The sequence below is a fragment of the Winogradskyella sp. 4-2091 genome, from assembly GCF_045765065.1.
Taxonomy (GTDB): Bacteria; Bacteroidota; Bacteroidia; order Flavobacteriales; family Flavobacteriaceae; genus Winogradskyella.
The window spans coordinates 138,097-161,451 of sequence record NZ_JBJKOD010000001.1; the positions used below are offsets into that span (position 1 = coordinate 138,097).

17 protein-coding genes are annotated in these 23,355 nt (G+C 33.2%); 10 read left to right on the forward strand and 7 right to left on the reverse strand.

Annotated elements, in window-relative coordinates; translation table 11 throughout:
- Positions 1–42 precede the first annotated feature (42 nt).
- A complete protein-coding gene (gene rlmN, locus ACJBCC_RS00595; protein ID WP_407556118.1) occupies positions 43–1,083 on the forward strand; it encodes a 23S rRNA (adenine(2503)-C(2))-methyltransferase RlmN in 1,041 nt (346 codons plus the stop codon).
- A gap of 93 nt (positions 1,084–1,176) precedes the next feature.
- Here rlmN and ACJBCC_RS00600 read toward each other — a convergent pair whose 3' ends face one another.
- The 7 genes from ACJBCC_RS00600 to ACJBCC_RS00630 form a co-directional block, all read right to left on the reverse strand.
- Complete coding sequence (locus tag ACJBCC_RS00600; RefSeq protein WP_299098967.1) at positions 1,177–1,752, reverse strand: outer membrane beta-barrel protein; 576 nt, start codon at positions 1,750–1,752, stop codon at positions 1,177–1,179.
- Positions 1,753–1,961: 209 nt separating this feature from the next.
- The gene (locus ACJBCC_RS00605; RefSeq protein ID WP_299098969.1) at positions 1,962–2,999 is read right to left on the reverse strand and encodes a nucleotidyltransferase family protein; all 1,038 of its coding nucleotides are present in this window, start codon (positions 2,997–2,999) and stop codon (positions 1,962–1,964) included.
- A gap of 36 nt (positions 3,000–3,035) precedes the next feature.
- A complete protein-coding gene (locus tag ACJBCC_RS00610) occupies positions 3,036–4,166 on the reverse strand; it encodes a hypothetical protein (RefSeq protein ID WP_407556119.1) in 1,131 nt (376 codons plus the stop codon).
- A 15-nt stretch (positions 4,167–4,181) separates the two neighbouring features.
- The gene (locus tag ACJBCC_RS00615) at positions 4,182–4,346 is read right to left on the reverse strand and encodes a hypothetical protein (protein ID WP_299098973.1); all 165 of its coding nucleotides are present in this window, start codon (positions 4,344–4,346) and stop codon (positions 4,182–4,184) included.
- Positions 4,347–4,643: 297 nt separating this feature from the next.
- Positions 4,644–6,839, reverse strand: coding sequence for a T9SS type A sorting domain-containing protein (locus ACJBCC_RS00620; RefSeq protein ID WP_407556120.1), 2,196 nt, complete (start codon positions 6,837–6,839; stop codon positions 4,644–4,646).
- 165 nt (positions 6,840–7,004) lie between these two features.
- Positions 7,005–10,502, reverse strand: a complete 3,498-nt coding sequence (locus ACJBCC_RS00625; protein WP_407556121.1) for a T9SS type A sorting domain-containing protein — start codon at positions 10,500–10,502, stop codon at positions 7,005–7,007.
- A 427-nt stretch (positions 10,503–10,929) separates the two neighbouring features.
- Positions 10,930–14,460, reverse strand: a complete 3,531-nt coding sequence (locus ACJBCC_RS00630; RefSeq protein WP_407556122.1) for a T9SS type A sorting domain-containing protein — start codon at positions 14,458–14,460, stop codon at positions 10,930–10,932.
- A gap of 518 nt (positions 14,461–14,978) precedes the next feature.
- On the opposite strand from ACJBCC_RS00630, the gene ACJBCC_RS00635 reads away from it, so the two are divergent.
- The 9 genes from ACJBCC_RS00635 (at position 14,979) to rfbA (ending at position 23,330) form a co-directional block, all read left to right on the forward strand.
- On the forward strand, positions 14,979–15,410 hold the full coding sequence (locus ACJBCC_RS00635; RefSeq protein ID WP_299098980.1) for a DUF2061 domain-containing protein: 432 nt from the start codon (positions 14,979–14,981) through the stop codon (positions 15,408–15,410).
- A gap of 6 nt (positions 15,411–15,416) precedes the next feature.
- Positions 15,417–16,007 carry an adenylyl-sulfate kinase gene (gene cysC, locus ACJBCC_RS00640; protein ID WP_299098983.1) on the forward strand — a complete coding sequence of 197 codons (591 nt, stop codon included), beginning with the start codon at positions 15,417–15,419 and terminating at the stop codon, positions 16,005–16,007.
- 5 nt (positions 16,008–16,012) lie between these two features.
- Positions 16,013–16,918, forward strand: a complete 906-nt coding sequence (gene cysD, locus ACJBCC_RS00645) for a sulfate adenylyltransferase subunit CysD (RefSeq protein WP_299098985.1) — start codon at positions 16,013–16,015, stop codon at positions 16,916–16,918.
- 83 nt (positions 16,919–17,001) lie between these two features.
- Positions 17,002–18,258, forward strand: coding sequence for a sulfate adenylyltransferase subunit 1 (locus ACJBCC_RS00650; RefSeq protein ID WP_299098987.1), 1,257 nt, complete (start codon positions 17,002–17,004; stop codon positions 18,256–18,258).
- A gap of 9 nt (positions 18,259–18,267) precedes the next feature.
- A complete protein-coding gene (gene cysQ, locus ACJBCC_RS00655; protein ID WP_407556123.1) occupies positions 18,268–19,056 on the forward strand; it encodes a 3'(2'),5'-bisphosphate nucleotidase CysQ in 789 nt (262 codons plus the stop codon).
- A gap of 143 nt (positions 19,057–19,199) precedes the next feature.
- A complete protein-coding gene (gene gmd, locus ACJBCC_RS00660) occupies positions 19,200–20,315 on the forward strand; it encodes a GDP-mannose 4,6-dehydratase (protein ID WP_299098991.1) in 1,116 nt (371 codons plus the stop codon).
- 1 nt (position 20,316) lies between these two features.
- The gene (locus tag ACJBCC_RS00665; RefSeq protein ID WP_407556124.1) at positions 20,317–21,264 is read left to right on the forward strand and encodes a GDP-L-fucose synthase family protein; all 948 of its coding nucleotides are present in this window, start codon (positions 20,317–20,319) and stop codon (positions 21,262–21,264) included.
- Positions 21,265–21,327: 63 nt separating this feature from the next.
- Entirely contained in the window at positions 21,328–22,380 is a 1,053-nt protein-coding gene (rfbB, locus tag ACJBCC_RS00670) for a dTDP-glucose 4,6-dehydratase (RefSeq protein ID WP_299098995.1), read from the forward strand.
- Between the two features lie 74 nt (positions 22,381–22,454).
- Positions 22,455–23,330, forward strand: a complete 876-nt coding sequence (gene rfbA / locus ACJBCC_RS00675) for a glucose-1-phosphate thymidylyltransferase RfbA (RefSeq protein WP_407556125.1) — start codon at positions 22,455–22,457, stop codon at positions 23,328–23,330.
- Positions 23,331–23,355: the final 25 nt, after the last annotated feature.

The following is a 23,355-nucleotide window of genomic DNA, read 5'->3' on the forward strand; positions in this document are numbered from 1 at the left end:
TTTAAACCAGAAACCAAATTCATTTAAGTACTTTTGCATTTCATGGACGTAAAAAAGAAAGACATACGAGCATTAACAAAAGAGCAACTCAGAGACTTTTTTGTAAAACAAGGCGATAAAGCATTTCGAGGGAACCAGGTATATGAATGGTTATGGCAAAAGTCTGCCTATAGCTTTGAGGATATGACTAATGTATCTTTAGAAACAAGGCAAATGTTAGAGGACAATTTTGTAATAAACCATATTAAGGTAGATCAAATGCAAAGAAGTTCAGATGGTACAATAAAAAATGCTGTTCGCTTGCACGATGATTTAATTGTAGAGTCTGTTCTAATACCTACGGCTACTAGAACAACAGCGTGCGTATCTTCTCAAGTCGGTTGTAGTTTAGACTGTAGATTTTGCGCAACCGCAAGGTTAAAGCGCATGCGTAATCTTAATCCTGATGAAATTTATGATCAAGTCGTGGCTATAGATAATGAAAGCAGATTATATCATAATAGGCCTTTGAGCAATATTGTTTTTATGGGAATGGGTGAACCTCTTATGAATTATAACAATGTTTTAAAAGCTATTGAAAAAATAACATCTCCAGAAGGTTTAGGTATGTCGCCAAAACGGATTGTAGTCTCAACATCTGGAGTGCCAAAAATGATTAAAAAAATGGCAGACGATAAGGTTAAATTTAAGTTGGCCGTTTCGCTACATTCTGCTATTGATGAAATTCGTACATCAATAATGCCCTTTAATGCTACATTTCCTTTAAACGACTTAAGAGAGGCATTACAATATTGGTATGCGGCCACAAAAAATAGAATTACCTATGAATATGTTGTTTGGGACGGTATAAACGACAAACGTAAGGATGCCCAAGCATTAGTAGATTTCTGTAAGTTTGCGCCAAGCAAGGTCAATCTTATTGAATATAACCCTATTGATGATGGCGAGTTTCAACAAGCCAACTCAAATGCCATTGATATGTATGTTAGTGTTCTCGAAGCTAATAATATCACAGTAACCGTAAGAAGAAGTAGAGGTAAAGATATTGATGCAGCATGCGGACAACTTGCAAACAAAAGTTAAACCATAACATCTTCAGTAAAGCTGCTTTTAATGATAAGCATAAAAAAAGGGTAACAATCAATGTTACCCTTTTTTTCTATACTAAGTTTATACTTATAATTTGAATATTGCTTGTAAGTGATATTGATAATGATTGTTATCAAATCCACTGTCTTTGTGGTTAAAAGCGAACTTACCGATGGTTTGAGCTCTCAATCCAAAAGTTCTATTTTTGTTTAACCAAAATAAAACACCTCCACCAAGGTTTGCAGAAATATTTGTTTCATCAATGTGAAAAAATCCTATACCTGCATTAGCGTAAAAATCTATCCAATCTGCATCTCTAAAGATGTGGCGACCAAAATAATATTTTAAATGTGTATCTAATGAAACGTAGTTATAGTCTTTAGGTAAAGGACCAAAAGGGACTACATCAATTTTACTGCTTTCAGCAAAACCATTGAAAGTAATTGATTGTTCAATAGCAAAATCTTCTGACCAATTGAATTCAACTGCTGCTGAAATTGGGAACTCAAACGTCCAATCACCTGGTTGATAAATAGGGTTTCGAGATCCTAAACTATTGATTGCATTTACACCAATACTTAAATACCAATCATTATCGCTTCTTTGAGCGAAAGATGATAAACTAAAAGATGCAATTAATACAATTAAAAATATTTTTTTCATGCTAAAATAATTTTGACCAAAGGTAAACTTTATGGATTATAAAACAAATATTGAAGTAAATTATTACAATAAATGTAGAAATAAGTTAAAAATAGTTCAAATTTGAAATAAAAAGTAGAGAAATATTAAGGAAAATCTTAAAATTTTCATTTTGAAAACTCGTTATTAGAGTTTTATGGTTAAAATGGTTTGCTAATTACGTGTGATTTTTAATTGATTTTCTTGGAAAAAATCATATTCCATAAATGTTTAGAATAGTATTTGTTAGTGAAAATTAGATTTAATCGTGTTCTAATATAGTTATAAGTAGATTTAGTGATATTTTGAATGACTCTAATTGGCTTATATTTCATGTTTACCTTATGTAAAGATTGAATATATTTCATATATCGATTAGCCTTTATATATGAAAATTCGTTAAAGTAGATTTGAGCAATAGCGATAAACGATTGTCCGTATTTTAATTTGAAAAGGGTTGAAATAAGATCCTTGTTTTTATGAGAGTCAGTTACAATGACATCATATAATACTTTAAAGCTTGGAAAGTTATAAAAATGTCCTTTATCATTGAGTTGCCAGCCTAAAATTTGATGTAGACTTAAATCCTGAAAAGAAGGAATTGAAATATGATTAACTTCTATTTTTGAATTTAAAACAGATTGAATATCTATTAAATGTCGATCGTTTTTATTTAATAAATTGGAATGAATTTCAATCGCAGCCAATTCGTTTTCAGATATTAAACGATCTAAATGTCGAAAGTCTTTTTTCTCGTAAGCATAACCAAATGTTTTTGAGTAACCTTTAGATTTTAAAAGATTAAAAGCCTGCTCAGTCTGTGAATTATCCACTAATATGTCTATGTCACCAATCATGCGTTCTGCTATATCTTCATATTTTCCACTAACGAGTAATGCAGTGCCTTTTAAAAACACATGATCAATATTGTGTTCTTTTAAAACTTTAGAGATAAAGTGTACTTGCTTTAAAATAGAAGCGTTTCTATTTCTATTTATCGATGAAATCTCTTGTAAATAGTTAACTAAATCTTCTGGCAGAAGATGTAATAGCTCACGTGATTTTAATCTACAATAAATCGTAGTGAGTACTAAGTATTTACTGCCTTCGATAACTATAGAATCCCAATTAAATTTTGGATGACTGATAGTTTCTTCTATGGTTGTATTCGGAGTTTTATAACTCAGAATTGCAGCAATATATTGAAATGTTTTCGCGTAGTTGTCCATAAATGATTAATACACTTCTAAGATAGAATATAATAATTATTTATACTGTGATTTAAACAAATTTGAAATTTCTTGAACTGCGGAATCTATATCACTATATGTTAATTCAAGAATTTCAATGTTTTCTAACCAGTTCAAAAATGCTTTTGCATAATCAGGGTTTGGAGAAATCCATGAATCCGGAATTAAGGTTTCTAACATCTCTTTTACTGTAACCTTTCTAACCGCTGTTGTAGTGTTCGCCTTATAATTGACTAAAATGGTTGCGAAACAAGGATAATGCAATTTATTTGGATGCTCACATGGTAGATATTTTAAATAACCTTTTGCTTTATTAAATTTTACAATTGGTAAGTTATCAAAACCTTGGATGTCTTTTTCAAGTATTTTAAAAGCACCTTCCTTAATAGAAATTGCTGCTGGATTAAAGTAGAAATCCTGGTTTTTATATAGCATTGGCGAAACATCATCTGCTAATAAATGAAATCCTTTTGTTGTCAACAAAGCGCACAATGTGCTCTTGCCTTTCCCTGAGTTTCCTGCAAAAAGAATAGAAGAGTTGCCATCTGTTAAGGTTGATCCATGGAATGTACTAATCCAATCATCTTCTACTTTGTCATGAATAGCACATAGTAAAAGCATTGTGAATTTACCTTGAATTTTATGATACTCGCGCTTAGGTGCACTGGTAATTAATTGTTGATCTTCAAATAGAAATAAGTAATCGTCCTCTAAATAAATATCATAAATAATATCAGTTAGTTGAGTTTCTTTTATAGAATAGTGCGCAATTGCTGGGTGAATGGTTTTTTGTACAAGTTCAGAGTCATAATTAATCTGAACTATTTTATTGTTAATTCTATAGAGAATTGTAATAGTTTGCTTTTTACCATTGAAGGTCGATGTACGTATTACATCTTTAACCTTAGGTATGTTGCAATTGTTTAGATATTGCTCAATGGTATTCGTAATTTGATCTATATCTACGTTGGGTTCTTCTTTAGATAAAATAGAATTAAATTCTATTTTAGAACATGCTTTTAAATATGAATCTATTAGAAATTTAAAATCAGTATCAACGATACTATAACTGTTGGATACTGAATACCACAATACCCACATCCTACCAATCAGTTTCTGATAAGTTGGCGCTAAGCTATTGTTCAAAATATAAAGTGAATATTAATCGAAAGGGTTTCCTCCTGGATCTGCAGGTACTGAACCTACTTGTGCTTTAAGAGGATTTAATATCACGAAAGTTCCGACCGCTGTTAATGCAGCATACTTTCCCATTTTTGAAATGGCTTCCTTACGTGTAATTTTATCTGTGTTGTTCTTTTTCTTCATGGCTTTTGCCCTAAATTTGAGTTCAAAAATAGTAAATTATTTTATTTATTAAAGTAAAATACGAAAAGGTTTACAAAATTTTTCTTTATTCCTTTTAAAATCAAGTAACAGCTACTAAATATGCAATATATAGGCTTGTTTTTAGCAGTATACTTAAATAAAACATTCTAAGTTACTTACGATTTTATGGATTGTATGGTTTTCTTAAGGTAATCTTTACGGTTTTACAAACAAATCCACCACTCTATACTCACTATTATAGGCATATTAAGAATAGAGTAGTAGTTTGATAAAAGTTTAGTTACTGATAATAACTTTTTGGGTTTTGTTTTGAATACTATTACTTAGTTTAACTACATAAATTCCTGTAGATAAATTGCTAACATCAATTTTTTGTGATTGATTTTGTAATGATAGTATTGAAGTTTTTACAACACGCCCTTGAATATCAATTATACTTACAGTAGTGTTTTCAAATAAAACTCCAGATACTATTAAAGTTTTATCAGACCTGTCATTAAAAAGAGTAATCTTATTACCATCATTCTCAGTTATTGATAATGTACTATCTGTTGTTCTTAAATAAAAACGGCCTACACCATTTAAGTCTTCTGTAGGTGTTATTGTATAATCTCCAGATGTTAATAATGTACTAGTACTTTCTAATGTATCATCTAAATAAATTTCTGTAGTACTAGGTAAGGTGTTTGCTGAAATTGAAAATGTAATTTGTTCTGCCTGTGCTGCATTAACACCTAATGGTATAGTAACATCGCCATAGTCGGTTTCGCCTAAGGCTTGTATAGACATTGGTACACCTGTATTATCCATTAATAATTCTGAATATATTGAAAAGTCTGGTGCAGTTCCACCAAATAAACTACTATCAAATCCAGGATCTAAACCTTGTGTAGAATATTCTGTAAAATAAATATCTGTTACAAAATCTGTAGTGGAATTACTTAAAGTTAATTCTAGGTTAGTTACTGCTGTTGTACTTCTACCAGCAATAAAGTCATCACTATTACCTATTGTTCTAAGTGAAGGATCAAAAGTAACAGTTCCTCCTCCAGATTTTGAAGCCACAAAGAAACCTTGACCAGGTGCAATAACCTCACCGTCATTTGCAGGATCAAAAGCATACGCAAGATTCCAAGTAGTCCATCCATCAGATGCCGTACCATCGTAACCATAAACACCAGCACTTCCTGAGTTAAATTCTCCGTTATTTGCTAATAAAAATTCTTTCAATTTAATGTATGAAGGATATGGATTTCCTATTAAGTTCCATACACTAGAATTAGGTCCAACTGGCGCTATTATACCTTTTGTGACAATGCCAGATTCAGCATTTCCTGTGAAGGTATAGGTTCCTCCGCCATTTGATCCGGTTCTGTAGCCATTACCAGCCGCTAATATTTCGGAATCATCTGCTGAACTATACAATGTATATTCATTAGTATTTGGGTCAAAAGGGCCAAATAAATAGAATGTTGTTGTCCCACCTCCAATTGTTCCAGATAAAATATCGGTATCTACATCGTTTCTTAAAATACCAAATGTGCTTCCAGATAATGGAGAACTTACTAAGTCATTTGCACCAGTTGTTGTACCTGTACCTGCAGCACCATTTACATAACGTTTGTAATTTACTGTTCCGGTAATTGTACCATCAGATATTAAACTAGAGTATAAGTTAGATGTTGAATTTAAAGTAAGATCATCTGTTAATGTTAAATTAGCACCAGAGTTTACTTGAATATTACCACCAGCTTCAACTGTGATCGATTTTACAGCACATGTGCCATCGATTTCTATAGTAGCGCCAGCTTTTACAGTAACGTCCGAGTTGGTTAGGTTGCCGCTTAAAATTAATAAACCATCATTTATAGTTGTTGTACCAGAATGTGTGTTATCTCCAGATAAAACGAGTGTGTTAGGACCAACTTTAGTAACATTTCCTGTACCTTCCATTGCGCCTCCAACAGTTATAATTCCTGTACCTGTATTGCCAAATTCAACAGTATTACTATTGATGAAAATGGTTTCATTTAGAGTCAATCCACCAGTGTCGTTGGCGTGTATTTGAACATTTACCCCATCAATACCTATTGGTGTATTAAAAGTGTGAGTTGCACTAGATGCATTATAAATTCCTCCAGATGCAGATAATCCACCACCTGAATTGTTTATAGTTCTATCTGCGGTAATACTTGCTTGAAAATCCAATGAAGCCACTAAATAATATCTACCATTTGTAGTCATCGTTGTGTTATTGTCGTGACCAATCTTCACAAAATTCCTAGTCGTGTTTCCGCTATCTGGATCACCTTGACTATTGTTGTCAGTAGCGTAATACCAAGGAAGTTCGCCATCACCAAAATTTCCTGTGGACACCTCGCTTCGGCTAAAAACATCTTGTTGCGAGAATGCTGATGGCATAAAAAATACACATACGAGCATTAGAATAAAATAAGAGTAATTTTTTGTCATTATTATATAGTTATTAAGTTTAGTCTGATTTTTAGATAGTTGCAAATATAATAACTTTAAACTAATTATTGACCAGTATGCATCATTACGAAAATATTTTAAGGCACAAAAAAACGCACTAAAACAATTTTAGTGCGTTTTTAATTCTATTAGTTGTTATAAAAATTATTGCAAAATAACTTTTTGAGTTTTGTTTTGTGTACCACTAACAAGCTCTACAACATATACTCCAATACTTAAAGTACTAACATCAATAGCTTGAGATCGGTTAGAGCTCTGTAATAATGTAGAACTTACTTTACGTCCTTGTATGTCATAAATAGTAGCAGTTGTTGTTTCAGTTAACTGACCTGTAACTACAATAGTTTTGTCACTTGCGTTACTGTAGATGTTTATATTATCTAAAGTAGTTTCCGTAGTAGATAACGCTGTATTGGTAAATCTTAAATAGAAACGACCAATACCATCTAAGTTAGCGTTTGGTGTAATTGTATAATCACCATCAGTTAATAATGTAAATGTATTGGTTACATTATCTTCTAAGTAAACCTCTACAGTACTTGGTAAAGTAGACTGATCTATACTAAAGGTAATTTGCTCTAATTGATTAGCATTTACACCTAAAGGTACAATAACATCTGTAAGGTCTATTTCATTTAATGATTGTATGGTCATTTTTCTTCCGTTGTTGTTTTCAACTAAATGCGAATACATATAAAAATCTGATAATTGACCGTTAAATAGAGCAGCATCATAACCTGGATCTAAAGATCTTGTTGAGTTATTATTAAAATAAAAATCGGTTTTGTATTGATCATCTCCGTTTTCTATTTTTAAGCTTAAGTGACTATTAGAGTCTGCAGTTCTACCAACAATAAAATCATCGCCTCCAGATACCGTTCTCATAATAGGTGTGAAATTAAGAGTTGCACTTGCAGCTTCAGCTGCTACCATAAACCCTTGACCTGGAGCTATGTCAGTTGTTGTGTTTAAATTGTTAAAGTTAATCACTGTCCAACCATTTGCTGCATCGCCATCATAGCCATATATACCAATAGCATCTTGATCTAAATTGGCTGCATTTAATATTAAAAAATCGCCACTATTAATATATGAAGGGTAAGGGTTACCTATTAAGTTCCATTCGTTATCAGTTCCTTGTGAGATGGCAACAGGTACAGTACCTGTTAAAACATCTCCTGTAAAAGTAAATGTAGACGTATCGGTAGATGCTGTTCTATAACCAGTACCCGCAGTGATTGCTGTTGCATCATCTGCGTCAGAATACAAAGTATAGGGATTAGAAGCTGCATGGTTGTCATATGGCCCAAATAAGTAAAATGTAGTTGGTCCACCACCAACTGTACCAGAAGGTATATTAGTATTAGTAGCTCTAAATGCACCAAAAGTTTGCGATGCATTTGTTACAGGTGCAGAAATAAGATCGTTTTGTCCATTAGTACTTCCTGTAGTTGAATTAAACGTATTCACATGGCGCTTATAAATAACAGTACCAGTAATAGTACCATCAGAAATTAAACTTGCATAACTTGCAGACGTTGACTCTAAAGTTAAATCTGTAGTCAGTGTTAAAGTTACACCAGCATCTATAGTTAAACTAGCACCAGGATTTATCACTACAGTGTTGATGTCTGTATTTGTAGTAAGCGATGGATTACCAGCTTCAATAACAATGGCTTCATTAGATAATGAAACACCATCTGGATCACTTGGTGACCAAGCTGTACCATCGTAAATGTATGTGATAAAATCAGGTAGGCCAGTTAAAGAAAAATCTTCTAAACCTATTTCTTCATCACCAGAGTTTATAGCTAACGTTATTCTCAAATCCAAAGTTGATCCTGTTCCTGCAATTGCCTTACTGAATTGGGTAAAATTACCACTAAGGTTAGAACCATCTCCATTACCATTAAAATCGGTATCTTCTAAAAAAGATTCATTAAATGTTGATCCGTCATTTTCAAAAGCTAATAAATTTGTCCAACTTCCACTATCTATACTATACTCTATTAAGATGTAGTCAGAGTCGTCAATTCCTCCTCCAATAGAAGCAAAAGAGCCACTAAAGTTTAAAGTGTTATAATTAGAAATATCAATACCTGTCCAAGTTAATTGACTAGGTGATTCACTTCCTACCCAACCACTATCATCAATATCTTGGCCAGCAAAAAAGTTTCCGTTATTGCCTGTATAGTTCTTGTCTATATCTGAGCCATCAGTAATTTGCAGATAATCTTCTATTCCATCATAACCTTCAGCTCCTAAAGTAACAGTATATAGGGAATTATCTGTAAATGGTTCTACCCATAAGGTTTCTGGTCCTGCAGGAACGTCGATTACATCGAACAAATCTGAATTAAAAGTGCCTGGAACTAAACCGCTGTCATCACTTGCTGTTAATGTAATTCCCGTACCTAAAGTGTCAAAAAATAAATTATCAAAAACCGCAATACCATTTAATGCTTCCACTGTTATTGTTGCTGAAGCATCAAAACTGCCACCTGTCGTTAATGAAATGTCAGCACCTGTTCCTGTGTAAAACGTATCTACATTTCCATTAGCATCTGCATATACTATTTCTACACTGGGAGCCATTACAGTACTAATTATAACTTCTGTGGGTTGAACAGTATATGCTAATGTGGTTGCATCTACGTCTATGGTAAAATCATTACCAATAACATCACCAAATAAGTAAGGGTCAGCGAAATCAGAGCCTGCTGCATCAGCATCAAAACTACCTGATTCATCTATTTGAAATTGAATCACACTACCATCAACGATGTTTGTTGTATTAAGGTAAATACCCAATGAGAATTCTAAAGCTGTATTTTCTGCTACAGAAATAGGTGTGCCAAATATCAATTCAATTTCAGTATCTGTTATTGTTACCGTTGGAGTATGTGTAACAAAGTTACCATCTAATAATGTAACACCTTGTATAAAATCTGTCCAATCGGCAGTGTTGTTTGCGCCAGGTACAAAACGCATTGTTGTAATGTTTGTAGACAATCCGTCAGCTGTTCCTTGGTCTTCTACCTCAAAGCCAAGAACGTCAAAGGCGTTACCAACGGTAGTTGTGTTTGCTGCAGTAATCGTAGCTCCAGATATTTGGGGAGTAGATTCAAAAACCTCTGTGTCTGTATCGTTTGTAGATGCTGTCCCAGATGCAGTTAATTCTAAATCTCTCATTCTTATACCTCTTCCAGAAGTTCCGTTGTTTGAGATCCTTAAAACAACTTGATTAGATACGGAGTTTAAAATAACAGTTCCAATACTTGCATAAGAACTTGATGTGGTGGGTATTGTAATTTCTGTTTGCGTATATGATGTACCGCCATCATAGGATATTTCTATTTTTGCTTCTCGATGAGTTCCACTACCAAATGAAGCTATAGTCATAGTAAATTCAGCATCAGTGTAAGTTGATAAATCATAAGCGGAAGTGGTAATAACGTCACTCGGATTACCTGCATCAGCTAACCAATAACTACCGCGATCAATATCAAAACTAGTTACATTATTTTCAAAAGTCCAACCTGTTGGTGCCGAACCGCCTCCATCTTCAAAAAAAACTGTTGTCTGCGAAAACCCGAAATTTCCAATTAAAATAAGCAGTAAAAACGCGTAAAAATTTCTCATTGTAATATTTAATTATTGTTAAAACGCGAGTTTTAAGGAAAAAGAAGAATAACCTTTTATGGAAATATCTTACAGTATTTTACTCAAAACCGTTGCATAGTGTTTGTTAATCGTTTATTGATTAAAAATGTGGTTAAGTCTGTAAGGATGAGGGATGACAAATATAGTAAAACTGATGTTTTATGATATATTTAAATATTAACAAACGGTTAATATCAATAGTTAGACACCTATTGTTTAGTAAGGTCACTTATGAAGTATGTAGTAATCACCTTATTGTAACAAGGAGAAATAAGAATTATAAGAATTTTACTTCTTTCTGTTGCGAATTTCCTAAATATTCTTATTTGGAATTATTTTTATAAAAATGTGCAAAAAAAAGCGCATCTAAAATAGATGCGCTTCAATAATAAGTGTTTTATTAAGGTTATTTAATAATAACTTTTTGAGTTCTGTTACCAATGTTGCTTTGTAATTGAACAACATAGATACCAGCAGAAAGATTAGATACATCTACATTATTTTCTGTGTTACGAGAATTTAGTGCTGTTGTATTTACAATTCTTCCTTGTATATCAAATACATTTAAAGTAGTATCTTCTTCTAGTTGACCTTTTACAACAATCGTTTTAGAGATTGCGTAAATTTCTAAACCATTTAAGATATTATCCGTTATACCAAGTGCATTAGTCGCATTGAAATGAATATAAAAACGACCCGTTTCTGTTAACGTTGTACTCGGTGTAAATGTATAATCACCTTCTAATAAATTAGTAAACGTGTTAGTTACGTTATCTTCTAATGTTACTTCAACATTTTCAGGGATAAAGCTTTCACTAATACTTACAGTAGCTTGCTCACCTTGAATAATATTAATTCCTAAAGGAATAGTAACATTATCTAAATCTGAATAGCTCACCGATTGTGCAGCCATATCTTTACCTAAGTTATCTTGCACTAAGTGTGAGTAGATAGAGAATTCTGGTGATGTAGATTCAAACATCTCAGAATCATAGCCAGGATCCATGCTTAATGATGCATTATCATTAAAATATAAATCTGTACCATAAATAGCACCTTCTTTTTCAACTTGTAACCTTACGTTAGCTAAGTTTTGAGTTTCAGATCTTCCAACAATAAAGTCATCAGTTGTACCAATGGTTCTCATCACTGGAGTAAAGTTAATTGTTGCACCTCCTGTTTTTGAAGCTACAAAGAAACCTTGTCCTGGAGCAATTTTTGCAGTAGGATTAGCATCGGAGTATGCTTGGTTCCATACAATAAATCCATCAATTACATCGCCTCTATAACCATATACACCATAATTGGTTGGATTAAATGCTAAGGCATTTTCTGATAAAAATTCAGATAATAAAATATAAGAAGGGTAAGGGTTACCAATTAAATTTTGACTGCTAATTGCACCGATGTTAATGGCAACACTTTTAGATCCTGTTTCAACGTTACCAACAAATTCAAAAGTAGAACCTGTTGCAGCTGTAGACGCTGTTCTGTATCCAATACCAGACTCAATTAACGATGGATCGTCTGAAGCTGTATAATTAATATATTCATAAGCGTCATTATCAAAAGGACCAAATAAATAAGAAGGCACACCTCCAATTGTTCCTGATGGAATTTGTGTGTTAGCTGTTCTTAATGCTAAGAACGTTTGGCTACTATTTGTTACAGGAGCTGAAACCAAATCATTCTTTCCAGTTGTAGAGCCTGAGTCAGCAAACTGATTTACATGACGAAAATAAGTAACCTCACCTTGAATATTATCTGTAATTAAACTAGAATAAGACGTCGATGAAGAATTCAGTTCTAACGCACCATTATTTATAATACCAGAATTTGTTGTTATTGATTGACCTGCAGCAATACTTGCTGTTGCGCCATCATTAACATAGAAATTATTAATTTGAATATTAGAACCTGCAGTATAAGTACCGTCTAATATATAAGCGTCATCAGCACCTGTTGAACTAGATGGTGCATTTGGTGACCATCCATTATCTGTATATAATAAACCGTCAAAAACACTTGTTAATTTAAAGTTGTCAAAACCAGAATATCCAGTTACACCGTTGTTTCTTACACGAACTTGCAGTGCAATAGTATTCACTGAGTTTGGTATACTAACTTTAAGTGTTCCTTCATCGGATACAGGTACACCATTACCATCAAATAAAAAGACTAATGGCTCATTAGCTCCATCGTATATTAAACGGTATTGAACATCATCAGCGTTAGCTTCGTATCCATCAACGTCCCAATCAAAACTTAAAGAAACATTATTATATGCGCTAATATCAATAGTATCGAAGGTTATTGTGACATAGCCAGATGTACCTCCAGAGGTGTTGTTCAAATCGTTTTCTCCAAATATATTGTTTGAAAAAGAAGCATTATCTAAAGGTGATGCAACAGCGCTATCTATAACACCAAAATAACTTGTGCCCCAACCATTATCAAAACTAGGGATACTAGTAGAATATGTCCATTCTGGTGTGCTACCATCGAAATCTTGTTGTGCAATAGAAATTAAAGGCCCATTAACATCAAATGCGTTACTAGTTGCGAAACCAACGCCACCAATTAATGCAGCAATTGTGGTAACTGTTTCTTTTTCTGTAAATGTAACGGTGTTTAAAGTTGCTAAACCATTAATCACAGAGTAACTAATTGATGAAGGGTTCATAGATCCTGCAGCTAAAATAGTTACAGTGCCATTATAATCTTCGTCTAAATTACCATTACTATCAACAGTTAAAACTGTTGGAAACGGTGTCATAATTTCAAATTGATTTGTGTTCGTTGGTTGTTGACCAAAAACAACAGCATTTGCAATTACTTCTATTCTATTGTCATCACCTGCAATCGGTGTTTGCGCACCACCTGCATTGAAATCTTCGAAACTAGATCCAACAGCTACATTAGCAGATGCAGAGTTTACAGTTAATTGAAATTGAGTATTATCTGATACAGCTGTGTTAAAGGTAGCATAAACATCAAATGTTTTAGAACTGTTATCTAATGCACTTAGCCCTGTAACTCCTGTGAAAGTTGCAGTTTCATCTACCACAGAAACTTCAGCAACATTTAACGTTCCGTCAAATAAAGCTAAAGTAGAAATAACATCGCTGTTAGAGATTCCAAATTCTAAATCAGTTAAAACTGTTGCTAACAAATCAGTATCTACAAGTGAAGCACCTCCATCTCTAATAGAAAATTCTCCAACTTTAATAGAGTTTGATATGGTTAATCCTGAAGAAGCACTATAAGATGCATAATCTATATTATCCGTTGGATTATAGCTTGTTGCAATAATATCAGAGTTTGTACTGTTAAGGGTTGTAGAATTGATATTACCTTGTAATCTAAAACCAGGTGAAGCAATTCCGTATTGCGACCATGCGCCTCTTCCGCCAATTCTAATCCAGCCACCAGTTGTTGGTGCATTCCATGCATATAATCTGAAGGTAATAGTACCACCTGCTCCTGTTGGAACACTTAAACTTCCTAAGTTAAAGTTGGTAAACGTAGATGATGTAGTTTGAACCGTTGTTAATGCTATACCTGCAGTTGCAAAATTATCTAAACTGTAGAATATTTGCCAGTTGGCTGGGCCATTAGCATTTTTTCGTAATCTTAAATCAATTTCTGTTAATTCAATTTCATTGTCAGCACTTGCAATTGCGGACCATTCAATAAAATCATTATTTATTTCAGCTTGTGCTTGTGTTGTCGCATCCCACTGGCTTGTCGTGAAATTTGTGCTAGTAGAGGCCAAGTTAACTCCAGAGCCTCTTGTAAATCCTGTTGAAGAAATCGAAGGATCATTTCCAGTGTCTGTAGGGCCTACAATGTTTGCACGATCTACAGTAACAATGGTTTGACTAAATCCAAGTGAAAATATGGATAAAGCCAATAAAAAAAAGTAAGTTTTTTTCATAATTTATTTTAATTAAATCATTAAAACACTTGGGTATCCTCTTGATAGGTAAGTGTTTTTGGGGATTTTAGATGGCGCAAATATAACAAATTTTGCGAATTAAAAAATTTTAGAGCGCGATTTCTTAGGTGAAAGGTATTGTTTACGTAGGTCTTTTCGTATAAAATGTTAATTTTTTTAGAATAGTGATGATGTTCTTGTGATTATATTACAAATCTTGTAATTATTGAGTGAATTTTATTGATTTAATAATGATTCAATCTTAAAATTTAAAATAAAGTATTTATTGCTATAATTATAACGAACTATGATAAAGTCAAAATCTTATTATTTATATTTGCCAAAATAAACCGACATATAAGCTGTTTATGTTTAATGAAGTAAAATCTTAGTTAATGCTAGATTCAATGTGCACACTACTAAAATGTTAAGTAATTGAGTAATAATTTTAACAGAACGTTCAGCTTGTATTCTTCTCAAATAGTTTGTTGTTTCTTGTTGTTTAAAGTTTTTAAATTTTGAGATTTAGTAAAAGGCATTTAGCTAAGACGATCACTTGGCGTCTAATCGGTACTTTAGATACACTTCTGCTATCATGGTTTATTTCTAGCGATTTAAGTGTAGGGGTTTTAATGGGAGCTTGTGAACTCTTGACTAAAATGGTATTGTATTACATCCACGAAAGGGTTTGGTTTAAGTCTACTATAAAATCATCGAACAAGAGACATATATTAAAAACGTTTTCATGGCGAGGTGTTGGTACAATTGATACTATTATATTAGGGTGGGTGATTACTGGTAACCCTCTAACAGGATTAAAAATCGGAGGCGCAGAGGTAATTACTAAAATGCTGTTGTATTTTGGTCACGAAAAATTATGGTATCGTATTAATTTTGGGTTGGACAAACGAAATAAAAGAAAGCAGTTAGAAAAACTAAATAATCAATAAGTAATAATGAGTTCTAATACTGTAAAACATAACTTCACGGTTTCAAAAGCTGATCGCGTAAAATTGAACAATCATAACTCAATGTTATTGTGGTTCACTGGTTTATCGGGTTCAGGAAAGTCTACTTTGGCAAATTTGGTAGAATTACAACTTCACAAAAAAGGGATATCAACTTTTACATTGGATGGCGATAATATAAGACAAGGTATAAATAAAGACCTTACATTTGCGCCAGAGGATAGAACAGAGAATATAAGACGAATAGCTGAAGTTGGGAATCTTATGGTTGAAGCAGGCGTAGTAACTTTAGCCGCTTTTGTGTCGCCATATATTCAAGATAGAGAGAATATAAAAACGATTGTAGGCGTAGAAAATTTCATTGAAATATATGTCAATACTTCTCTAGAAGAATGTGAACGTAGAGATGTTAAAGGCTTGTATAAAAAAGCGAGAGCAGGCGAAATTAAAAACATGACAGGTATTTCGGCACCATACGAAGCACCATTGCATCCAGATTTAGAAATAGTAACAGATAATCAGTCAATTGAAGAATCGGTTGAAATTATCTTAGACTTTATAATACAAAAATTAAAATAAGGAATATGAGTAATTACGTAATTAATCATTTAAAAGAGTTAGAGTCAGAGGCCATTTTTGTTATTAGAGAAATTGCGGCTCAATTTGAGAATCCGGTTTTACTCTTTTCAGGAGGTAAAGATTCTATTTTGCTAACACATTTAGCAAAGAAGGCATTTTACCCAGCAAAAATTCCATTTCCATTAATTCATATTGATACAGGTCATAATTTTCCAGAGACTATTGCATTTAGAGATGCTTTAGTAGAAAAGTTAGGTGTTAAACTTATTGTTGGTTCAGTACAAGAAGCTATTGATAAAGGTAGAGCGAAAGAAGAGACAGGTGCAGATGCGTCGCGTAATTCACTTCAAATTGTTTCCTTGTTGGATACTTTAGAAGAATATAAGGTAGATGCAGCAATGGGTGGCGCAAGACGTGATGAAGAAAAAGCCAGAGCAAAAGAGCGTTTCTTTTCGCATAGAGATGAGTTTGGGCAATGGGACCCAAAAAATCAAAGACCAGAACTTTGGAATCTCTTTAATGGCCGAAAAAATTACGGCGAACATTTTAGAGTGTTTCCAATTTCTAATTGGACAGAAATGGATGTTTGGGAATATATTAAATTAGAAAATATTGATTTGCCATCACTTTATTTTTCTCATCAGCGCGATTGTGTTGTAAGAGATGGTGTGATTTTGGCAAATTCAGAATTTATAAAGCTGAAGGAAAATGAAGAGGTTGTGAATATGACAATTCGTTACCGAACGTGTGGAGATATGCCAATTACAGGTGCTGTTGAATCTGAAGCAGATGATTTAGAGAAAATTATCGAGGAGATTGCTACGACTAGAACAACAGAACGAGGTGGTAGAGCTGATGATAAACGTGCAGAAACGGCAATGGAAGATCGTAAAAAACAAGGTTATTTTTAAAATACGATTTTCAAGAATAAAAGAGATATTAGAATATAGTAAATGCGCTAAAGCGAGATAGCAAATAGCAAAAAAATAAATAAATGGATTATCAAGATATAGAATTATTGCGTTTCACAACGGCAGGAAGTGTAGATGATGGAAAAAGTACTTTAATAGGACGCTTGTTATACGATAGTAAATCAATTTTTCAAGATCAATTAGAAGCTGTAGAAGAGTCTAGTAAATCTAAAGGATTTGATTATGTAGATTTATCATTGCTTACCGATGGTTTAAAATCTGAACGTGAACAAGGTATTACTATTGATGTGGCTTACCGTTATTTTGCTACTCCAAAACGTAAATTTATTATTGCAGATACACCAGGACATATTCAGTATACAAGAAACATGGTTACTGGAGCATCTACGGCAAATTTAGCCATTATACTTATTGATGCTAGAAAAGGAATGTTAGAGCAAACACATCGTCACGCATTTATTGCATCTCTTTTGCGAATTCCTCATGCCATAGTATGTGTAAATAAAATGGATTTAGTAGATTATAGTGAAGACGTTTACAATGGTATTGTGTCTGACTTTAATGCGTTTTCTTCAAAATTAGGAATTAATGATATTCAGTTTATTCCTATTTCTGCATTAAATGGCGACAACGTTGTTAATCGTTCTGAAAACATGGATTGGTATCAAGGTAGTACATTAATGTACCATTTAGAAACTGTTCATATCTCAAGTGATCATAACTTAGTAGATTGTCGTTTTCCTATTCAATCCGTAATTCGTCCTCATACATTAGAAAATCAAGACTATAGAGGTTTTGCTGGTCGTATAGATGGTGGTGTTTTTAAACCAGGAGATAAAGTGAAGTCTTTACCATCAGGTTTTGTGTCTACTATAAAAACAATAGAACTTAATGGCGAGCAAATATCAGAAGCATTTGCGCCAATGTCAGTAACCATGACATTAGAAGATGAGATTGATAACAGTCGTGGTGATATGATTGTTAGAGAAAATAATGTTCCTGAAATCGGACAAGATTTAGAAGTTTTAGTAACTTGGATGAGTTCTAAACCAATTCAAGCACGTACTAAAGTAGTTATAAAGCATACGACCAATGAATCTATTGGTATGGTAAAAGAATTAAAGTATAAAATAGATATCAACACCTTACATCGCATAGAAGATATTACTAGTGTTGAAATGAATGATATCGCTCGTTTATCTATAAGAACAGCTAAACCTATGTTCTATGATGCTTATAAAAGAAACAGACAAACTGGAAGTATTATTATAATTGACGAACAAACCAATGAGACCATTGGAGCAGGAATGATTATATAATTATTTTAAATGGACAACAATTTAAAGATTGCAATTGAAGCAGCCCTCGAAGCTGGTAAAGAAATTTTAGAAATTTATCATTCTAATGATTTTGAAGTAGAAATGAAAGGCGATAATTCGCCATTAACCAAAGCAGATTTAGCGTCACATAAAGTTATAATGTCTCATTTGAGAACTACTGATATTCCAGTATTATCTGAAGAAGGAAAATCAATACCATATGAGGACCGAAAAGATTGGAGTCAATTATGGATCGTAGATCCTATTGATGGAACTAAGGAGTTTATAAAACGGAATGGCGAGTTTACTGTTAATATAGCTTTAATTGAAAATCAGAAAACGGTAATAGGTGTTATTTATGTACCTGTTTTAGGGGATTTGTATTTTTCTACCAGAGACATGGGTGCTTTTAAAGTTAAAGTTAATCTCGATGATTACAATGTAGACGTTTTAATGAACGAAGGAGAAAAATTACCTTTAGAAAGCGACGATAAAACGTTTACAGTTGTTGCTAGTAGGTCTCATATGTCGCCAGAGACAGAAGCGTATGTTAATGATATGCGTAACGCGCATGGCGAAGTAAATTTAATATCAAAAGGAAGTTCTCTTAAATTGTGTATGGTAGCTGAAGGAAAAGCAGACTGTTATCCAAGATTTGCGCCTACAATGGAATGGGATACAGCTGCAGGACAAGCTATTTGTGAGCATGCAGGTTTTCAAGTAATAGATTGGAGCACTAAGGAGGATATGTTATACAATAGGAAGGAATTGTTGAATTCTTGGTTTTTAGTTAAGTAAATTAAAGAATATATTATTTGGTTGAAGTTTTTTTGAATACATTATAATTTTAAAAATTGTGTAGATTATTTAAGTCTTCTTATTTTTTTAAATTTGTATTACAATTAGCTTGAGCATTTAAACATTTATATACAAAGTTATTAATGAGTAAAGTTGCATTTATTACAGGAGTTACAGGGCAAGATGGTGCCTATTTAAGTGAGTTTTTATTAAAGAAAGGGTATGAAGTCCACGGACTTAAACGTCGTTCTTCATTGTTTAATACAGACAGAATAGATCATTTATATCAAGATCCACATGTAGATCATCAAAATTTCTACTTGCATTATGGTGATATGACGGATAGTACTAACCTTATCCGGTTGATAAAAGAAATTCAACCTGATGAAATTTACAACCTAGCGGCTATGAGTCATGTTGCAGTTTCTTTTGAAATTCCTGAGTATACTGGTAATGCAGATGGTTTAGGTACCTTAAGAATTTTGGATGCTGTACGATTATTAGGTTTAGAAAATAAAACCAGAATTTATCAGGCTTCAACGTCAGAATTGTATGGTAAGGTTCAAGAAGTACCTCAATCTGAAACAACACCTTTTTACCCAAGATCGCCTTATGCTGTTGCTAAGATGTATGCGTATTGGATAACTGTGAATTATCGTGAAGCCTATAATATGTATGCTTGTAATGGTATTTTATTTAATCACGAATCGCCAATACGAGGAGAAACGTTTGTAACACGTAAAATTACTAGAGCAGTCTCTAGAATAGCCTTAGGGTTACAAGATAAATTCCATTTAGGAAATTTAGATGCACAAAGAGATTGGGGACATGCTAAGGATTATGTTCGTATGATGTGGATGATTCTTCAGGCGGATGAAGCAGAAGACTGGGTAATCGCTACTGGGAAAACTACAAGAATTAGGGATTTCGTTCATATGAGTTTTGCTGAAGTTGGTATTGAACTAGAGTTTAAAGGTAGTGGCGAAGATGAAAAAGCGTACGTGACTAAATGTAATAATCCTAAATATCAAGTTGAAATAGGAAAAGAGGTTTTAGCGGTAGATCCACGTTACTTCAGACCTACTGAAGTAGAATTGCTAATTGGAGATGCGTCTAAGGCCAAAGAAAAATTAGGTTGGGAATGTCAGTATGACTTAGCTGATTTAGTTAAAGATATGATGCAAGGTGACATTAAGGTTATGCAAGAACAGCAATACCTTGAGAAGGGAGGTTTTAAAACCATGAATTATTTTGAGTAATATGGGGAAAGATTCAAAAATATACATAGCAGGTCATCGCGGTATGGTCGGCTCTGCGGTTTGGCGAGCTTTAGAAGCCAAAGGCTACACTAGTATTGTAGGTAAAACAAGTAAAGAATTAGATTTACGAAACCAACAAGCCGTAATTGATTTTATTGATAATTATAGGCCAGACATTATTATTGATGCGGCAGCAAGAGTTGGTGGTATATTAGCGAATAATGAGAATCCGTATCCATTTTTAATGGAAAATCTTCAGATTCAGAATAACTTAATAGATGCCGCTCACAATGCAGATGTATCTAAATTTATATTCTTAGGGAGTTCTTGTATTTATCCAAAATTTGCGCCTCAACCTCTAAAAGAAGAATATCTGCTTACAGATAGTTTAGAGCCAACAAATGAATGGTATGCCATTGCAAAGATAGCGGGTGTTAAAGCTTGTGAGGCAATAAGGAAACAGTATGGTAAGGATTTTGTAAGCCTAATGCCTACAAATTTATATGGGCCAAATGATAATTTTGATTTAAAAAGTTCTCATGTATTACCTGCTATGATGCGTAAATTTCATGAGGCAAAACCAACTGATGCTTCTGTAGAGTTATGGGGAAGCGGTACGCCAATGAGAGAGTTTTTACACGTCGATGATTTAGCACAAGCCGTAATATTTGCAGTAGAAAACAAATTGCCAGAACATCTTTATAATGTTGGTACAGGTACAGATGTTACAATTAAAGAATTGGCCGAAACCATTAAGGATATCGTAGGACATAATGGTGTTATCAATTGGGATAGTTCTAAGCCAGATGGCACACCACGTAAATTGATGGACAGTTCTAAATTACAATCTTTAGGTTGGTTGCCAAAATACAGTTTAGATAAAGGTATTCGTGATACTTATGCTTGGTTTAAAGCAAATCAATCTGCTTACAAAAGTGTAAAAATATAAGCATCAGTTATTGTCTTTTCTTGGGAAATTATAGCTATAAACTTAAAGTAAAATTAATATAGAATGAAGAATATTTTAGTAACTGGAGGTGCTGGATTTATCGGTTGTCATGTTGTTAAGTTATTTGTAGAAAAGTATTCAGACTACAATATTATAAATTTAGATGCGCTTACTTACGCAGGAAATCTTGAGAACTTAAGAGATATTGAGGACAAAGCGAACTACAAATTTATCAAAGGAGATATTTGCGATCAAAATTTAGTAAAGGAAATATTTGAAAAGTATGATATAGACTCTGTATTACATTTAGCTGCAGAATCACATGTAGATCGATCTATCACAAATCCATTTGAGTTCGCACACACAAATATAATGGGCACGTTAACCTTACTGAATCAAGCAAAGGAAAGTTGGAAAGGTGATTATTCTAATAAATTGTTTTATCATATTTCAACAGATGAGGTATTTGGTTCACTAGGACAGGAAGGCTATTTTTTAGAAGAAACATCGTATGATCCAAAATCGCCATATTCTGCCTCAAAAGCGAGTTCAGATCACTTTGTAAGAGCATATCAAAACACCTATGGTTTACCTGTAGTGATAACAAATTGCTCTAATAATTACGGGCCAAATCAATTTCCAGAAAAATTAATACCGCTATTTATAAATAATATTAGAAATAATAAGCCACTACCAGTTTATGGAGAAGGTCTTAATATTAGAGACTGGTTATACGTTAAGGATCATGCAAGAGCTATTGATGTTGTGTTTCATAACGGAACTATCGGTGATACTTATAATATTGGCGGATTTAATGAATGGAAAAATATTGACCTTATAAAAGTAATTTGTAAGGTGATGGATAAAAAGCTAGGCAGAGAAGAAAAAACGTCTGAAAAGTTAATTACTTATGTAAAAGACAGGGCAGGTCATGACATGCGCTACGCTATAGACTCTACAAAATTGAAAGAAGAACTAGGTTGGGAGCCATCATTACAATTTGAAGAAGGTATAGAGAAAACTATAGATTGGTATCTAGATAATGAAGTTTGGCTAAATAATATAGTTTCAGGAGATTATAAGGATTATTACAATAAGCAGTATTCAACGCATTAAATTTTAGTGTTTTTTGGTTGAAGTAAGAGATAAATTTTTAAGTTTAGATTAAGGTTTATTATAAAATAAGGTAGATGAAAGGAATTGTATTAGCAGGTGGGTCAGGCACAAGGTTACACCCATTAACCATTAGTGTGAGTAAACAGTTATTGCCAATTTACGATAAACCAATGATTTACTATCCAATATCAGTTCTGATGCTCGCTGGTATAAGAGATATTTTAATAATTTCTACACCAGTCGATCTTCCAAATTTTAAAAAACTGTTGGGATCAGGAGAAAAATTTGGTGTTAATTTTGAATATGCAGAGCAACCATCTCCAGATGGCTTAGCCCAAGCATTTATTATAGGAGAAGAATTTATTGGTAATGATGATGTGTGTTTGGTCTTAGGTGATAATATTTTTTATGGTGCTGGTCTTCAAAATATATTAAAAGAGTCTGTGAAAACCGTAGAAGAGTCTGGTAAAGCCATTGTTTTTGGGAATTACGTTAGTGATCCAGAGCGTTACGGAGTAGCAGAATTTGATACTGATAAGAATGTAATTAGTATTGAGGAAAAACCCAAAGTGCCAAAATCAAATTATGCAGTTGTTGGGTTATATTTTTATCCGAACTCTGTAATTGAAGTGGCTAAAAATGTAACACCATCAAGTCGTGGAGAATTAGAAATTACATCAGTAAATCAAAGCTATCTAGAAGAAGAGAACTTAAAACTGCAAATACTAAGTCGAGGTTTTGCTTGGTTAGATACTGGCACGCACGAAGCACTTACAGAAGCTACAGAATTCGTGAAAGCGGTAGAAAAACGCACAGGACTTAAAATTGCTTGTTTAGAAGAGATCGCAATGAATTATGATTGGGTTACAAAGGAGTCAATTATAGAATCAACTGCGAGCCTAAAAGGTGATTATTATGATTATTTGAAAAAGATTACGGCAAGGGGATAGTAATATAAAGTTTATTACTTGATAA

What these genes read in the sequence shown, in the direction of transcription:
- rlmN (WP_407556118.1), top strand. Translation starts at nt 43, where the DNA reads ATGGACGTAAAAAAGAAAGACATACGAGCATTAACAAAAGAGCAACTC.
- ACJBCC_RS00600 (WP_299098967.1), bottom strand. Translation starts at nt 1,752, where the DNA reads ATGAAAAAAATATTTTTAATTGTATTAATTGCATCTTTTAGTTTATCA.
- ACJBCC_RS00605 (WP_299098969.1), bottom strand. Translation starts at nt 2,999, where the DNA reads ATGGACAACTACGCGAAAACATTTCAATATATTGCTGCAATTCTGAGT.
- ACJBCC_RS00615 (WP_299098973.1), bottom strand. Translation starts at nt 4,346, where the DNA reads ATGAAGAAAAAGAACAACACAGATAAAATTACACGTAAGGAAGCCATT.
- ACJBCC_RS00620 (WP_407556120.1), bottom strand. Translation starts at nt 6,839, where the DNA reads ATGACAAAAAATTACTCTTATTTTATTCTAATGCTCGTATGTGTATTT.
- ACJBCC_RS00625 (WP_407556121.1), bottom strand. Translation starts at nt 10,502, where the DNA reads ATGAGAAATTTTTACGCGTTTTTACTGCTTATTTTAATTGGAAATTTC.
- ACJBCC_RS00630 (WP_407556122.1), bottom strand. Translation starts at nt 14,460, where the DNA reads ATGAAAAAAACTTACTTTTTTTTATTGGCTTTATCCATATTTTCACTT.
- cysC (WP_299098983.1), top strand. Translation starts at nt 15,417, where the DNA reads ATGAGTTCTAATACTGTAAAACATAACTTCACGGTTTCAAAAGCTGAT.
- cysD (WP_299098985.1), top strand. Translation starts at nt 16,013, where the DNA reads ATGAGTAATTACGTAATTAATCATTTAAAAGAGTTAGAGTCAGAGGCC.
- ACJBCC_RS00650 (WP_299098987.1), top strand. Translation starts at nt 17,002, where the DNA reads ATGGATTATCAAGATATAGAATTATTGCGTTTCACAACGGCAGGAAGT.
- cysQ (WP_407556123.1), top strand. Translation starts at nt 18,268, where the DNA reads ATGGACAACAATTTAAAGATTGCAATTGAAGCAGCCCTCGAAGCTGGT.
- gmd (WP_299098991.1), top strand. Translation starts at nt 19,200, where the DNA reads ATGAGTAAAGTTGCATTTATTACAGGAGTTACAGGGCAAGATGGTGCC.
- ACJBCC_RS00665 (WP_407556124.1), top strand. Translation starts at nt 20,317, where the DNA reads ATGGGGAAAGATTCAAAAATATACATAGCAGGTCATCGCGGTATGGTC.
- rfbB (WP_299098995.1), top strand. Translation starts at nt 21,328, where the DNA reads ATGAAGAATATTTTAGTAACTGGAGGTGCTGGATTTATCGGTTGTCAT.
- rfbA (WP_407556125.1), top strand. Translation starts at nt 22,455, where the DNA reads ATGAAAGGAATTGTATTAGCAGGTGGGTCAGGCACAAGGTTACACCCA.